General features: G+C 63.0%; 14 protein-coding genes. All 14 read left to right on the top strand.

What is annotated here, in order from left to right:
- Positions 1-7 precede the first annotated feature (7 nt).
- The 14 genes from ACOYW0_RS19195 (at position 8) to ACOYW0_RS19130 (ending at position 14,953) form a co-directional block, all read left to right on the top strand.
- Complete coding sequence (locus tag ACOYW0_RS19195) at positions 8-508, top strand: phage tail protein (protein ID WP_180143868.1); 501 nt, start codon at positions 8-10, stop codon at positions 506-508.
- Between the two features lie 6 nt (positions 509-514).
- Entirely contained in the window at positions 515-1,399 is an 885-nt protein-coding gene (locus ACOYW0_RS19190) for a T4 family baseplate hub assembly chaperone (protein ID WP_482415393.1), read from the top strand.
- Between the two features lie 922 nt (positions 1,400-2,321).
- Positions 2,322-2,564: a hypothetical protein gene (locus ACOYW0_RS19185; protein WP_482415392.1), complete on the top strand. Its 243-nt coding sequence runs from the start codon at positions 2,322-2,324 to the stop codon at positions 2,562-2,564.
- A gap of 12 nt (positions 2,565-2,576) precedes the next feature.
- Positions 2,577-3,416, top strand: coding sequence for a Pvc16 family protein (locus tag ACOYW0_RS19180; RefSeq protein WP_482415391.1), 840 nt, complete (start codon positions 2,577-2,579; stop codon positions 3,414-3,416).
- On the top strand, positions 3,413-5,635 hold the full coding sequence (locus ACOYW0_RS19175; RefSeq protein ID WP_482415390.1) for an AAA family ATPase: 2,223 nt from the start codon (positions 3,413-3,415) through the stop codon (positions 5,633-5,635). Before ACOYW0_RS19180 ends, ACOYW0_RS19175 begins: the two co-directional genes overlap by 4 nt.
- Positions 5,632-6,339, top strand: coding sequence for a hypothetical protein (locus ACOYW0_RS19170; RefSeq protein WP_482415389.1), 708 nt, complete (start codon positions 5,632-5,634; stop codon positions 6,337-6,339). The genes ACOYW0_RS19175 and ACOYW0_RS19170 overlap by 4 nt, the downstream gene beginning before the upstream one ends.
- A gap of 3 nt (positions 6,340-6,342) precedes the next feature.
- The gene (locus ACOYW0_RS19165; protein ID WP_482415388.1) at positions 6,343-6,894 is read left to right on the top strand and encodes a hypothetical protein; all 552 of its coding nucleotides are present in this window, start codon (positions 6,343-6,345) and stop codon (positions 6,892-6,894) included.
- Between the two features lie 45 nt (positions 6,895-6,939).
- A complete protein-coding gene (locus tag ACOYW0_RS19160) occupies positions 6,940-8,046 on the top strand; it encodes a phage late control D family protein (protein WP_482415387.1) in 1,107 nt (368 codons plus the stop codon).
- A 13-nt stretch (positions 8,047-8,059) separates the two neighbouring features.
- Entirely contained in the window at positions 8,060-8,824 is a 765-nt protein-coding gene (locus tag ACOYW0_RS19155) for a phage baseplate assembly protein V (protein ID WP_482415386.1), read from the top strand.
- A gap of 657 nt (positions 8,825-9,481) precedes the next feature.
- Positions 9,482-9,880, top strand: coding sequence for a hypothetical protein (locus tag ACOYW0_RS19150; protein ID WP_482415385.1), 399 nt, complete (start codon positions 9,482-9,484; stop codon positions 9,878-9,880).
- Entirely contained in the window at positions 9,877-10,242 is a 366-nt protein-coding gene (locus ACOYW0_RS19145) for a GPW/gp25 family protein (protein WP_482415384.1), read from the top strand. The genes ACOYW0_RS19150 and ACOYW0_RS19145 overlap by 4 nt, the downstream gene beginning before the upstream one ends.
- A 273-nt stretch (positions 10,243-10,515) precedes the next feature.
- Complete coding sequence (locus ACOYW0_RS19140; RefSeq protein ID WP_482415383.1) at positions 10,516-12,099, top strand: baseplate J/gp47 family protein; 1,584 nt, start codon at positions 10,516-10,518, stop codon at positions 12,097-12,099.
- Entirely contained in the window at positions 12,099-14,438 is a 2,340-nt protein-coding gene (locus ACOYW0_RS19135) for a hypothetical protein (protein WP_482415382.1), read from the top strand. Before ACOYW0_RS19140 ends, ACOYW0_RS19135 begins: the two co-directional genes overlap by 1 nt.
- On the top strand, positions 14,426-14,953 hold the full coding sequence (locus ACOYW0_RS19130; RefSeq protein ID WP_482415381.1) for a hypothetical protein: 528 nt from the start codon (positions 14,426-14,428) through the stop codon (positions 14,951-14,953). Before ACOYW0_RS19135 ends, ACOYW0_RS19130 begins: the two co-directional genes overlap by 13 nt.
- Positions 14,954-14,963 lie beyond the last annotated feature (10 nt).

Below are 14,963 nucleotides of genomic sequence, written 5' to 3'. Positions count from 1 at the left end.
ATCCCCCATGGCACAGTTCACTGTAAACACCCACCGGTTTGACCCGTACCGCAACTTTAAATTCAAGGTGAAATGGGACGGAAAGTACATCGCAGGCCTCAGCAAGTGCAGCCCCTTGAAGAAGACCACCGCGGTGACGGACTGGCGAGAGGGCGGCGACCCCAGCTCCGGCAGAAAGCTCCCCGGCAAAACCTCCTACGAGAGCATCACCCTGGAAGCGGGCATCACCCACGACACCACCTTTGAGGAGTGGGCCAACCTCGTCAACAACTTCCAGGGGGACGCCTCCATGTCCCTGAAGAATTTCCGCAAGGACGTGGTCATCGACGTCTTCAACATGCAGGGCACCAAGGTGCTCTCCTACAAGGTGTATCGCTGCTGGGTCTCCGAGTACCAGGCCCTGCCCGAGCTTGACGCCGGGGGCGACGCCGTGATGATCCGCACCATCAAGCTGGAAAACGAAGGGTGGGAACGGGACACCTCCGTTGCCGAGCCTTCGGAAGCGTAACGCCCCATGGAAACCGTTGCCTGTGAGCTGCCCGGCGGCTATGTGGACGAAGACGGAAGCATCCACCGGGAGGTGATCCTGGGCCCCCTGACAGGTGCCCAGGAAAAAGCCCTGGCACAACAGAAAGAGGCCTCGCCGGACGCCCGTGTCACAGAGATTCTCGCCGCCTGCATCCGGCGCATGGGCACCCTGGACAAGGTCACAGACGCACACACCCGCCGCCTCCTGGTGGGGGACCGGCAGTTTCTCCTCCTGAAGCTTCGGGAGATCTCCTTCGGCCCCCGGGTGCACGTCACCACCCGCTGCTCCCGACCCGACTGCGGGGAACGCCTGGACATTGAGTTCACCACGGACACCGTCCCCGTAATCCGGGCCCCCCAGGCGCACCGCTACATGACCCTGAAACTCCCGGCCGAAACCAATGGTTCCCGCACCGTCACCTTCAGGCTACCCAACGGCGAGGACCAGGAGCACCTCGCCCACCTGGCAGCGGAAAACGATGTGCTGGCAGCCACCCTGCTCCTGACCCGCTGTATTCGTTCCATGGCCCCCCACGGCAACGCCCCGGACCGGCATGAGATCGACGCCCTATCCCAGCAGGCCAAGAGCTGTATTGAAGAGGCCATGGACCGCCTTGGCCCCAAGGTGGTCACCACCATGGAGGCCTTCTGCCCCGAATGCCGACGGAACTTCTCCGTGGCCTTCGACCTCCAGGCCTTTGTGCTCAAAGAGATGGGCACCCGCCTCGACCTCCTCTTTCAGGAGGTGCACTACCTGGCCTACCACTACCACTGGAGCGAAAAAGAGATCCTCGGCATGACCCGCACAGACCGGCGAAGGTACATCGATATCCTGTCCGAGGCCGTGGAACGAACCCATCATGCAGGCTGATTCGCCCACCCGGGAAAGGCGCGCTTCTCAGGCTCCGACACCCCAGAAATCTGAACCTCCGGCCCACCGGGTCCATGCACTCCTCGGGCTGCCCGACCCCACACTTCCCACAACCCAGGGCCGCCTTATTGCCCCCCCGGGTACCTTCAGGTACGAAGATGCCCTCCCGGGCCGTCAAGGGTCAGAGCCCGAACCACCGGCCCCCCTGGAACACGTCGCCACGCATTTCCGGGAGCCCCCCATTGAGACCCACGAAACCTTCGAGGCAAGCCCTTCCTCCCACGGTGAAGAGAGCACCTCTCCCCGCCATGGGGAGCGGGTTGAAACGAGAATCCCCTCCACCGCCCCGGAGCCATCCGCACCGGTGACGGGCATGGAGGCACCCAGGACACAAACCCCTCGCCACCGGGCGGCGACGCCCGAACAAAAAGTGGTCACACCGCAACCGGACGACAGGGCCTTCCATAGTGAGCGCCTCCCACACATGGACGCCACAGGTGGCCTCACCCCGTCAGCCCCAGGGCCAAGCCCATGTAATGAAGGGCCCGCCCCGCTCCACCACACCGGGCCCGAGGCCGCCGACGCCTCCGTCACAATAAATCCCAGCCCATCCCTTCGACCCGAAACAGCCATCCCGCAATCGGACGCACCGACAGTTCAGGGCAAGAGGCTGGCCCCATCCCCCATGCCTTGTGGGGACACATTCACGGAGCCGCCGGTTCCTAAGACGGATGCAGAAAAAACCCCGTTAAAAAAAACAGCGTCGCTGCTTGCCTCTGCCCCCCCGGCAAAACAGCACACAGACACGGCGGGCACACCGGAAGCCCCTATCCGGCCACCGGTCCATGGGGCGTGCGGGGAACTTTCCCCTCCCCCACACGCCCCGGTGCCCGCCACCCCCTCAGGAGACAACGAAGCGCCCATGGATCGCCTGCGTCGGCTCTTCCCCGGCCTCACCGCCCCAGGGCCCCCGGCACCGGTGCACCGGCAAGAGGCCTCCGTCACTCCGGCCCCAAAGGCCCCGCAAGAGCCCCCCATGGAACCGCCACCCGTCACCCGAATCATCATGGTACAGGCGCCTGCGGCACCAAAGGGCCCCAACCGGGCAGCCACCTGGCAGCGAAGCCATGGGACACGCCGGGCCCTGTTGAACATGATCCGATAACCCTGGAGGACCGTGAGTAAATCCACCGCCATAGGCATGGTCAGCGAGTCCCTGCGCAACCTGTTGCTCGGGGAGATGACCCTCACCCCGGAAGTCGGGGTCACCCTCCTTGCCCCGGACGAGCCCGGCAGCGACAGGCGCGTGAACCTCTTTCTCTACCGCGTAGAAGAGAGCCCGTCCCTTAAGAACCTGGACTGGCAACCCCGGGCCAACGACCCGGCCCGGCTTGTGCCGCCCCCGTTGTCCCTGCACCTGTTCTACCTCATGACACCCAAGGCCCTCACCGATCCCCAGACCGGCAACGTCCACGCCCACAAAATCCTGGGGGAAGCCATGCGGGTCTTCCACGCCAACCCCGTGGTGCCCGCCCCTTACCTCAGCCAGGGCCTTGAAAGCGCCCGGGAGCAGATCACCATCCGGCAGGAGCCTGTGGACCTGGAGTCCATGGGCTCCATCTGGAGCACCTTTGCCCAGCCCTACCGCCTCTCCGTGGCTTATGAGGTCTCGGTGGTGCAGATCGACATGCCCGCAACCCGGGAGCGCACCGTGGGCAAGCGCGTCCTTCGCGTGGGAGTCCCCGAAGTAAAAGCCCCCTTTCATCCCCCCGAGGTCACGGGCATCACCCCCGCGGCCGCGCCGGCAGGAACCGTGGTCACGGTCACCGGCAGGCACCTTGCGGGCTGGAGGGCCTATGTCTCGGTCATGCGAAGGGCCATCGACCCCGGTACCCCTCTGGCCTCCGACGCCTTTCCGGTCACCATCCCGGCGGACCTGTCACCCGGTTTCTACGAGATGCGCATCGACATCTCCCATCTCTGCCGGAAAACCCTCTTTTTCGAGGTGACGGCGTGATTATCCAAGGTGCCGCCCCCATATCAGGGACAGCATCATCACCCCACCCGGAGGACACCGGTTACGCCAGGAACGCAGACCACCTGGCAGATGAACTCAGGCGTCTGGATCTTCTTATCCGCCATGGGGTCCTCACCCTGAGGCACGGCCATGAAGCCTTCAAAGACCCGGGGGATGCCCAGTCAAGCATGGGCCTTTACATCTCCGACACCCACGTGGACCGACTCCTCGCAGAAGAAAGCGTCCCTTCGGAGAGCGCCCCCGACCTCTCCGGTCTATCGGGCCACCTGGAAAAGATGGGGCAGGAGATCGCCCGAAAGGTGTCGGCGAGCCTTGACCGGAACATCCCGCTGGCACTGCCCCTCCTTGCCGGGCTCTACGACCTCTCCCCCATCGAGATGCAGGCGGTGATGATCTGCCTGGCCCCGGAGCTTGACCGAAAATACGACACCCTCTTCGCCTACCTCCAGGACGACATCACCCGCAAGCGGCCCAGCATGGACCTGATCCTCTCCCTGCTCTGCCGCACCCCGGCCCAAAAATGGAGCTTAAGGGCCATCGTCTCCCGGGAGTCCCGTCTCCTGCAGCGGGGCATCCTGCAACCGGTGGAAGACCCCCACAGCCCCTCGGGCGCCAGCGACCTGGCCACCTTCCTCCGGATCGACCGCCGCATCACCGGTTTTCTCCTGGGCCACAACGCACCGGATCCCCGCATCCACGCATTTGCCCGAATCGAAGAACAGGGAGACCCTATAGATCGCGTGCTGGTCCCGCCCCACGTCAAGGCCCGGGCCCTCCACCTCATGGGCAGGCAGGCGGGCACCCCATCTGTCCTCTACCTCCACGGCCCAAAGGGGGCCGAAAAGAGACACCTTGCCCGATCCGTCTGCCGGGAACTGGGCTGCCCCATGCTCCGTGTCGATCTCTCCCTTGTGGCCCCAGCCACCCCGGAATCAGACCACCTCATGTGGCTGGCTTTTCGAGAAGGCCTTCTCACCGGGGCCCTTCTGCTTCTGGACAACATGCAGGCCCTCCTCTCCTCGGATGAGGCCCTGTCCTTTCTAAAAAAAATCGCCCAACGGATCACCGAATTCGCATCGCCTGTTTTTATGGCAGGGGAAGCCCCCTGGACCCACGAAGCAGCCCTTGAAGGCCTCCCCTTTGCGTCCCTGGCCCTGCCCATCCCCCCCGTGCCCCTGCGGGAAACGGCCTGGCAGCGGGCCCTTGAGGAAAATGCCCCTGAAAACCGAGGTCCGTGGTCCGCCCTTCTTGCCCGGTGGTTCGCACTGCCCCCCGGGCAGATCCGGGATGCCGCCCGGTTTGCCGAGATGCAGTCCCGCATGAACAGCCCGGAGGCCCCCCTGACCCTGCCCGACCTCTTTGCCGGATGCAGGCAGCAGTCCGGCGACAGGCTGGCGGCCCTCTCCGTCCATGTCAAACCAGGCTCGTCCTGGGATGACCTTGTCCTGCCCAAGGAAAAAACCGCGCTCCTCCACGAAATCTGCGCCCAGGTCAAACACAAGGAGCGTGTGTTCTCCGACTGGGGATTCGACACCAGGGTGCACAGCGGCAAAGGTCTGAGCGTCCTGTTCTCCGGTCCTCCGGGCACGGGAAAAACCATGGCCGCCCAGGTCATCGCCCGGGACCTTCAGCTCTCCCTCTACAAAATCGACCTCTCCGGCGTGGTGAGCAAATACATCGGAGAAACCGAAAAAAACCTGGCCACCATCTTCCGGGAAGCGGAAAAAAGCCACGCCATCCTCTTTTTTGACGAAGCCGACGCCATCTTCGGCAAACGCACGGAACTCAAAGACGCCCACGACCGATACGCCAACATCGAAACGAGCTACCTCCTCCAAAAAATGGAAGAGTACGAAGGGGTGGTGATCCTGGCCTCCAACTTCCGTTCCAACATGGACGAGGCCTTTACGCGCAGGCTGCGCTTTATCGTGGAGTTCCCTTTTCCCGATGCAGGCCTCAGGGAAAAAATCTGGAGAAACCATGTGCCGGAAAGCGCCCCCCTGGCCGAGCCCCTTGATTTTGAGGGCCTGGCCCGCAGGTTTGAGGTATCCGGGGGCACCATCAAGAACATTGTCCTGAACAGCGCTTTTCTAGCAGCCGAAGCAGATGAAGCCATCGCCACACGCCACATCCTCCACGGCGTCAGGCGTGAGTTCGAAAAAATGGGCAAACTCTGGACCGATGAGGCCGAGCAATGAGCGGCGGATTTCCCAACACACCCAAGATCCTGCGCGGGGCCTTTGTGGAGTTCGGCTTAAGCATTCCTCCCCTTATCGTGCCCTTTCAGTTCAACCCCGTGGACCTGAAACGGAACCGAACCCTCACCTTCTCCGGCCCCGGAGCCGCGTCTCCCCCAACAGGAAATGCCGCAACCGGAGGCACCACCGCAGCCGGTCCCTCCCTGAGGCAGTTCCACCAACAGGACACCTACGCGGACCTTTTGGAGCTTCAGCGGGACCAGAAGGTGACGGTCCAGGAGGAGACCATCCAGTTTGAGATGCGCCTGGACGCCACGGAAAAGCTGGACGAGGGAGACCCCCTGGCCAGCCAGTTCGGGATCATGCCCCAGCTCTCCTCCCTGGAACTCATGCTCTACCCAAAAAAAGAGAGCTTCTTTGCCTCGGACCTGGGCTTCCGGTTCACCCGGGGAGAAAATCCCCCCATGATCCTGTTTATCTGGGGACGAAAACGGGTCCTGCCCGTCAACATCAACAGCATGAACATCACCGAGACCGAGTTCAGCACCGACCTCAACCCAATCCGGGCCACCCTCTCCGTCTCCCTCACCGTCATTGAGGGGCCCAACCCGGTCTTCACCTATACCAAGGCCATGAAAGAGGTGATGTCCGCCCTGAACCTGGCCAACATCGCCAGCATCACCGACGTGGTCATCCCGGGATAATCCATGTTTTTCAAGCATTCGAGGTACAAAAATCAGGAGACAGAGGTGGTCCCGGACGCCAGGGGCCGAAAGCTCTCGTCCGTGTCCCTTCGCCTCACCCCGGTCACCACCGGCACCGTTCGCCACACCCTCACCGACGCAGACCGCCTGGACCATCTCTCCTGGACCTGCTACCGCACTCCGCAGCTCTGGTGGCACATCGCCGACGCCAACCCCGAGTTCCTCTCCCCCCTGGAACTCATGGGCGACGGCCCCTTTCGCACGGTGCGCATCCCCATGGGCTCCGGCAACGCAGCGCCCCCCCCCCGACGAAGCGACCTGCTCCGCAGGCTCACCGCCCTTCCCGGGGTTGAGGACGTGCTCATGGACGAAACAGGGGAGCCCCTTCCCACAGAAGCAGCAGACGCCCCGGAAGCCACCCTGATCATCTGCTACAACCGCCTCACCACGAGCCCGGATGAGCTGGTCGCCGCCGTCACCGAGGCGGGCTGGATTGCGGGAACGGCCCAACCCGTGGAACGCACGGGCAAATCCATTGCCCTTGCGGATCTGTAAGGGGCCACCGCAACAGGTTCACCCATAAAGGGTCACAAAGCCGACATGGAAAACGAGCACCTTGCCATAGAGATCCAAGGGGAAGAGGCCGACGACCTCTACCCCCACCTCGTCTCGGTGGAGGTGGAAAAAGAGACCGGGCTCACCGACACCTTTGCCATGCAGCTGACCCTCTCCTGCGATCACCAGGGGACCTGGGAACTCCTGGAAGACGAAAGGCTCAGGCCCTGGAAATCAATCACCCTCCGGGCCGGGTTCGGCTCTACCGACGACCCCCTGTTAAGCGGCTACATCACCCACATGGCCCCCATCTTCGACCCGGACCCAGCGGCCTGCATTTTGGAGATCCGGGGCATGGACGCCTCGGTCCTCATGGACAGGGACGAAGCCCTCAAGGCCTGGCCCGATAAAAAAGACAGCGACATTGCCCGGGAGATTTTCGAAAGCCACGGGTTTGATACAGACGTGGAGGAGACCGAAGTGGTCCATGGCGAGGCCATCTCCACCATCATCCAGCGGGAGACCGACCTCCAGTTCCTCAGGCGCCTGGCCCTTCGTAACGGCTGTGACTGCTACATGGACGAAGGCACCGGCTGCTTTAAAAAGCCAAACCTCAACGCAGCGCCCCAGCCTGTCCTCGCCGTCCACTTTGGTGACGAGACCACGGTCCGCAGCTTCTCCCTCTCGGTAAACGCCCTGGGCCCTGGCCGCGTCTCCATGGCCCAGGTGGACCGCCTGAACAAAAAGGTCCTTTCAACAACGATTGAATCCAACGACGCCCCGTCCCTAGGGCGCCTGGATGCCTCGGCCCTTGCCCCTTCCGGGATCCAGGCAGCCACCCTGCACCTGGACCGGAAGGTCACCACCGGCCAACCCGAAATGGAGCTCTTCGCCCAGGCCATCCACCGCCGGGCCCACTGGTTCGTCACCGGCCACGGCGAAATCATGGGAAACCACTACGGGCACGTGCTCAAACCGCGCCAAGCGGTGCCCATCAAAGGCATCGGCGAGACCTTCAGCGGCCTTTACGCCGTCACCCGCGTCACCCACACCTTCACCGACGACGGCTACACCCAGCGCTTCACGGCCACGCGCAACGCCCTGGAACCCACAGGATCGGAGAGCTTTTCCGACGCCCCCTTCGGGTTGTAGCCAAGGAGGATCCGTGTCCCTTGAACAGATGATATCCGTGCTGTCGGACAAGATAGACCACCACCACTACGGCAAGTACCGGGGCCTGGTGGTGGACAACCGGGACCCCGAGGGGCTCGGTCGGCTAAAAATCAGGGTTCCCAGCGTACTGGGCCCGGACACCGTCACCGGGTGGGCCACGGCCTGCGTGCCCTTTGGCGGGGACGCAAACCAGGGACTGCTCTTTGTGCCGGAGGTGGGGGCCGGGGTCTGGGTGGAGTTTGAGGAAGGGAACCTGGAGTTTCCAATCTGGGTGGGTACTTACTGGAGCAAGCCCGGTGGGGAGAGTGAGGCTCCCAAACCCGTCGGCACCGACGGCGCCGACGAAGGCGAGATACAGGACCCGCCCACGGCCAAAATCATCAAGACCACCAAGGGCCATACCCTTCAGTTTGAAGACCGGGACGGCGACGAACGGGTCACCCTGGTGGAGGCCGGGCACAACCATGTCCTCACCATGGACGGCAATGGCATCGCCATCACCCACGGCACAGGAGGCCACAACATCACCCTGGCCGAGGGCGACATCAGCATCACCACTGCCTCCGGGGCAACAGTGACCCTCACCCGGTCCGGCGTGTCCGTGGACGCCGGAGCCGGAACCGTGGAAGTCAAGGGGAGCGCCGTAAGACTCGGCTCCGCATCGGCACCCGTGATCCGCATCGGGGACAGTGGCATCGGCAACCTGGGCGCCCCGGTGGTCATGGGCGTCACCGGCAACACCCAGGTGTTTGCCTGAAGCGCATCGTAACGAGCCGCTAAAACAAGCAGGCCTCCGGCGGCCAGGTGGGGGCACCTGGAAACCCTATGGCGAATGCATGGAGGCAGGCATCATGCAAACATTTTTGGGGCATTCGCGTGGTGTGTGACATATGGCTGCCGTTTTTGCAGGAGAGGTCCATTTCATTTTCTGGAAACACGATGAAGGGGACTTGGGGTTCGCTTGGCTTAAACCGGAATAACTCCGGCGGTGAGGTGTACCATCTCGAAAGCAGGTAGTGGATGCGCTTTCCCCTCGCGTGTCGTGCTGTAGCCAGGTGACTCTGATTGATGACGCGCCGGTACGGGCGGAGGAGGATCCTTAGGGGAAATCACATTCGCCTTTGATTTTAATTGGCCTGAATCTGAATTTTTAAATCTGTTTGTTAAACTTTTTGTAATTATACAGTTCAAAACAGCCTCCGGCGGCCCAGCCGGGGCCAAACGTTTGAAACGTAAAACAAACAGATTTTACGAATGACATGGACCGGCCGAAAGCTTTTGGCGAGCCGATTGGTTTAAACAAAACGGACAAGGCGACCGGAAAGTTTTTGCGGAGCTTTTTTCAAAAAGCGACCCGCCGGAGGCTTGTTTAAACCAGGTCATTCACGTTTTTCTATGTTTTAAGGAGAGTGCCATGGGGCTCGGGCCCAACCATGAGATTGCCACGATCGAATTCATCAACGCCATGCGCGCTCGCCTGGAGCGGGAAGACGAGAGCCTGGGCAAGAACATGGACGAGCCCGCGGTCCGTGAAAACATGGGAGCCCTGGCCGAGGCGGTCTACCGCATTGTCACCGCCCACACCGACGCGGTTTCATCCTCCCAGGAGGATCCCCCGTTCTGGGAGTGGGTGGACCAGACCCACCGCTGGCTGCAGGAACTGGCCCAGTGGCAGAAAGGGGTGGCTGAGGCCGTGGACCAATGGGCCGCAGACACGCCAGCAAACCTTCAGCTCAAGGCCGACCTGGCTGCCCTCCCCCAGCCGGGTGAGCTCCCGGATCCCCCCACAGCCCTTAAAGGACGCCTTGCATGACTGCCCGCACCGCCTTTGGGTTTCCCTTTTCCGTCACCAAGGCCGGTGGCCTTACCGCCACAGGAGGGGACGAAGCCATCCGGGGAAAGATCATCCAGGTCCTCTTCACGGCCCCCGGCGAGCGGGTTCGCCTGCCCGAATTCGGCTGCGGGCTCTTCAACCTCGTCTTCGAAGGCAACAACCCGGTGCTGGCCGCGGCCGTGGAGTTCACCATCGGCCACGCCCTCATGCGGTGGATGGGCGATGAGATCACTGTGGAGGACGTCAACGTCTCCCACCAGGACGAAACCGTCACCATCGAGGTGGCCTACACCCAAACGCAGGACCAGACCCGCCAGGCCGTGCGCGTTCATTTTAAATAGTAAAAAAACGAGTAACAATTCAGCCCAAAACAGCCTCCGGCGGCCCTGCCGGGGGTCAAACCTTTGAAAAGTTTGACACACAGGGTTTTGTTTTTTGTGGATTCGTCCCTGCAGGGCATAGCCCCTCTCCTTGATTACCGGAAAGTTTTTGCGGAGCTTTTTTCAAAAAGCGACCCGCCGGAGGCAACTGAATTTTTAAATGCGTTGGCCCTGCTACGTTGACAATTGAAGGCAAACGGGTGCTGAATCGTTTCAAAAAAATCGGGAAATAACATGGCAGAGATAAAGGTCACAGGACAACACCAGGTGGTGGATTACATGGCCCGGGACTACGACTCCCTTCTGCGGGCCATGCAGGAGCTTGTCTCGTCCAGGCTGCCCGAATGGCGGCCGGGTGAGTCCGAGGCGGATTTCGGCAACGTCCTTTTAGAGCTCTTTGCCCACATGGGGGACATCCTCAGCTACTACCAGGACCGGGTGGCCACCGAGAGTTTTCTCTCCACGGCCCGCACCCGCCGAAGCGTCATCGACCACCTGAAGCTCATCGGGTACAGCCTGGCAACGGCGTCCCCGGCCTCTTGCACCCTGGAACTCTCCTTTCCGGCGAGCTGCCGGGCCGTCATCGCCATAGAAAAGGGCCACGCCTTTACCACGGCCAGTGACAGCGGCGCCCCGAGCGTCCGCTTCGAATACACCCGGGACACGCCCCTTGTCATCGACTGCGCCGCCCTGGCCGTAGACCCGTCCACCCAGCGGAAACACCACCGAAAAGACCCGGTCACCGGCACGGGCGGGGTCCCCGTGGAAGAGGGCAGGCTTGTGAAAGAGGAGCACCTGGGCCTCTCCGACGGAGGACGGAACCAGCGATTCCCCCTGGGCCGCACCGGCCTGATCCTCCGTGCGGCCGGGACCTCCGGCAAGCGACACCGGGACATCCTCGTCACCACCCGTCTGGGGGACGCCGTCACCGAATGGACCCTCCAGGAGAGCCTCGCCTTCAGCCGGAACAACCAGAAGGACTATGTCATCGAAATCGATGACCGGGACCGGGCCACCATTCTCTTTGGGGACGGGGCCTTCGGGGCCGTGCCCGAGAGCGGGGCCGAAATCACGGCAACGTACCGCGTTGGCGGCGGCATCATGGGCAACGTGCCCGCTGGGGCCATCCGAAACATTGCCGACGCACCCCCTTTAAGCATCAACGGCGCCACGGTCATTCAAAGTGAGGCAGCCACAGGCGGCGCGGACCGGGAGAGCATCGAGCATGCCGTCATGCACGCGCCTTCGGTCTTCCGCTCCCTGAAGCGGGCCGTCACCGAAGAGGATTACAAGGCCCTGGCCCTGAACCTCAAGGGAGTGGCCAAGGTCAAGGCCGTGGCCGACAGCTGGAACCGGGTCACCCTCCACGTGGCCCCGGAAGGCGGAGGCCGGGTAAGCGATGTGCTGGAAGAGAGCCTCCTGGCCTATTTCGAAGACAAGCGGCCCGTGACCACCCTGATTCGCATTGAAGATGTCACCTATGTCCCCGTCTGGATCTCTGCCGAGATCGGGGTCCAAAGCCATTACCCCCGTGAAGAGGTCAGGGATAAAACCCTTGCCGCCGCAGGGGCGCTCCTGGCCCTGCCCCGGGTGGACTTCGGCCAGACCCTCTACCTCAGCAAGTTCTACGAGGCCATGGAGGCCGTGGAAGGGGTGGCCTTTGTGAGCATCGACGAGTTCCGCCGGGAAGGCGAAGCGCCCGGCACGGTGGCGCCCTCGGGCAAGCTCATCCTTGAAGACCACGAGATCCCCGTGGTACCTGACGGCAACGCCGACTACGCCCACGGCATGCGTCTCCGGGTGGACGGGAGCCGCTGATGCGCCTTGAAGACCTCCATGGCGAAGCCACCGCCGAGGGCAACGGCATCCGCCTCACCTGGACCAACCCGGATCCGTCCGGCCATCCCGGTGTCCGCATCGTGCGCCGCACCGGTACCTACCCTGTGGCCCCCGATGACGGGGAAGTGGTCTTTGACGGCCCTGCCCCCGGTGCCCAACCGGTTCAGGGCGAAAAACTCCGGCACGCATTTACCGACGCCCCCTTAAAAGGGGAGACCGTTCACTACTACAGCCTCTTTCCCTTTGGGGGCTCTCCGGCCCGATATGCCGAGGCCCCCGGCAACCGCTGCCACGCCATGGCCACCTCGCCCTTTGGCTCGGCCCAGATGATGTACGACCTCCTCCCGAGGATCACCCACCGCTACGACACCACCGTACCCGATGCCTCGGCAGGTGTGCCGACAGCCCTTGAAAATGCCGGGCAGCTTCGGCGCTTTCTGGAGCTTCCGGGCAGCGTCCTCGACCAGCTCCACAGCCATGCCAGGGCCAGCCTGGACCTTCACAACCGGGACAGGATCGACGGCAACCTCTTGCCCCTGCTGGCTCGGTGGATCGGCTGGCAACCCGACTACCGCCAGGAACTCGACACCCAGCGCAACGAGGTGAGAAGCGCCCCCCACCTCTACAAGACCGTGGGGCTGGTTCCCACGGTGGAAGCCACGGTAAAACGGCTCACAGGCTGGGAGAGCCGCACCAAGGAGTTTGTCCACAACATCTTTTTGTCCAACACCCCGGAACAGCTCATGCTCTGGTACACCGAGCGCGATGCCTCGGGCAGATGGCGGCAGGGGGAAGCCCCTTTTTCCGTAAACGCAGCCTTTGACGGCAGGCCCGTGTCCGCCACGCATGAAGACGGCGCCACCTGGGTCTTCTCCCATGTGATCAGGAAAAACCACTGCGATGTCTGGGGAAAGCGCCACGACCCGGAAACAGGCTGGGGGGCGAGTCTCCCTTTGAGCAGCGGCCCCGCCCTGGACAGAGACCCATCAGCGGCACGCCAGGGGGACACCCTGTGGCTCTTCTGGAGTTCCCTGGACACCCCTTCAGGCACATGGCGAATCTGCTTCCGCAGGCTTTGCAATGGTCGCTGGTCCGATACCGAGGTGTTCACGGACACCCGCAGCCAGCGCAGGCACCCCGTGGCCGTATCCGACGGCACCAGGCTCTGGCTCTTCTGGCAGGAGGAGCATCGCCAACGGTGGCAAACCCGATACACCCTGCATGACGGACATGCATGGCAACCGGGCCCCACCGCCGTTATGCCAGGTATGCCCTCCTCACCTGCGCCTTTGGCCCATCCCCCCACGGCCTGTTTCCTCCCCGGGGACACCGGCCCGCGCTTAGGGTTTTTCTGGGCTGAGCGAGTGCACGGCCTGGGAGAGTCCCCAAAACAATGGCGCGTCATGTACCGGTTCAAGGAAAGCATGGATCCCCATGACACCTCGGACTGGGGCCCTGTTCTCTTCAAGCCCTGCGCCCCGCACCGCACAGGGGAGTCAGACCCCGCCCCTTTGGTGGACGACACAGGGCGCCTCCACCTCTTTTTCAGCTCGGACCATGGGGGCGACCGCTCCGTCCGACAGGCAACATTCCATGGGGACACCGGCAGCTGGGTGGAATCCGAAGCCCCCCCCGTCTCCCCTTATACGGAACGGTTTCCCTGCCCCCTGGACCTTTCAGGCACCCTGACGGTCCTGTACCGGGCCTGCAAGCCCCTGAAGCACAAGAGTTCTGTCTACAGGGCCACGGAAACCCGGGACCTGCGCTGCTGCGGCAGCGTGGCGGCCGTGGCCGGACACACGGCAAAAAACGCACGGTACGGCAGTTTCGAGGATTTTCAGACGTACACCTGCGACACCGGGAAGAACGGCAGGATGGACGACACCACCTGGTACTCCCGGGAGACCCTGGGCATCTACCTCACCCCGGACCGGGAAGACCCCGAGCACATCCTGACAAACCGAAACCTCCTGGACGGGGTGGTCCACCGGTTTCTCCCCATCCAGGCGCGCCATGTCTTCATCATCGAACCGGCGGTGTACGCAGAGCACATCTACACCTACGACGACCCCACGGCAGAAAAGCCCCGTGTCATCAACGACGGCACCGAGGCCAGCCTGACCACGGTGAGCCGGGAGCACCTTCCGGGGGTCACGGATCACCATACCGACAGAATCCCCCAATGGCGCAGGCTGCGATCCTGGAGCCCCAAAGCCCCCGGTGGCGGAAGCGTCAAGACCTCGCCCCCGAAGGAAAACATCCACATCAGGACCTGGCACACCGGCCTCACAGGAGACGACGACCCATGGAACAATTAGGCGGTCAACTCAAGGGTATCTACCGCGATATTCTCAAGGACGGCCAGGGACGCGTCCTCTCGGACAGCGGCTGGTCCTCCAACACCATCGCCCGGCAGTGCCGGGTTCTCCTGGCCGGGTTCATGAAGGGCGATGCCTCGGGGGGCATCCACCATCTCGCCTTCGGCACGGGCCGGGGCTCATGGGACCAGGACGGTCCCCCGGCACCCGATCCGTCGGCAACGGACCTCATTGCCCCCTGTCCTCACCCCATGCCCCTGAACGCCCTGAGTCTGATCTACCTGGACGAGGACAACAACGAGGTGGCCACACCCACCAGCCGGTTGCAGATCACCGCCATCCTGGAACCGGGATACCCGGCCCCCGGGACTCCGGAGGGCACGTGCCCCCTGCGCGAGTTCGGCTTGTTCGGGACCTTTGACGGGGCGTACTTCATGATCAACTCCATCCGGCACCCGGTCATCCACAAAGACGCATCAGCGACGCTGATTCGAAAGATCCGATTACACTTCTAACGAGGATGCG

The organism is Desulfoluna sp. HI9BLuna (assembly GCF_056829775.1).
The sequence above is the reverse complement of the archived record's forward strand: the minus strand, read 5'-3'. Positions and strand labels throughout refer to the sequence as shown.

What these genes read in the sequence shown, in the direction of transcription:
- ACOYW0_RS19195 (WP_180143868.1), top strand. Translation starts at nt 8, where the DNA reads ATGGCACAGTTCACTGTAAACACCCACCGGTTTGACCCGTACCGCAAC.
- ACOYW0_RS19190 (WP_482415393.1), top strand. Translation starts at nt 515, where the DNA reads ATGGAAACCGTTGCCTGTGAGCTGCCCGGCGGCTATGTGGACGAAGAC.
- ACOYW0_RS19185 (WP_482415392.1), top strand. Translation starts at nt 2,322, where the DNA reads ATGGATCGCCTGCGTCGGCTCTTCCCCGGCCTCACCGCCCCAGGGCCC.
- ACOYW0_RS19170 (WP_482415389.1), top strand. Translation starts at nt 5,632, where the DNA reads ATGAGCGGCGGATTTCCCAACACACCCAAGATCCTGCGCGGGGCCTTT.
- ACOYW0_RS19165 (WP_482415388.1), top strand. Translation starts at nt 6,343, where the DNA reads ATGTTTTTCAAGCATTCGAGGTACAAAAATCAGGAGACAGAGGTGGTC.
- ACOYW0_RS19160 (WP_482415387.1), top strand. Translation starts at nt 6,940, where the DNA reads ATGGAAAACGAGCACCTTGCCATAGAGATCCAAGGGGAAGAGGCCGAC.
- ACOYW0_RS19150 (WP_482415385.1), top strand. Translation starts at nt 9,482, where the DNA reads ATGGGGCTCGGGCCCAACCATGAGATTGCCACGATCGAATTCATCAAC.
- ACOYW0_RS19145 (WP_482415384.1), top strand. Translation starts at nt 9,877, where the DNA reads ATGACTGCCCGCACCGCCTTTGGGTTTCCCTTTTCCGTCACCAAGGCC.
- ACOYW0_RS19140 (WP_482415383.1), top strand. Translation starts at nt 10,516, where the DNA reads ATGGCAGAGATAAAGGTCACAGGACAACACCAGGTGGTGGATTACATG.
- ACOYW0_RS19135 (WP_482415382.1), top strand. Translation starts at nt 12,099, where the DNA reads ATGCGCCTTGAAGACCTCCATGGCGAAGCCACCGCCGAGGGCAACGGC.
- ACOYW0_RS19130 (WP_482415381.1), top strand. Translation starts at nt 14,426, where the DNA reads ATGGAACAATTAGGCGGTCAACTCAAGGGTATCTACCGCGATATTCTC.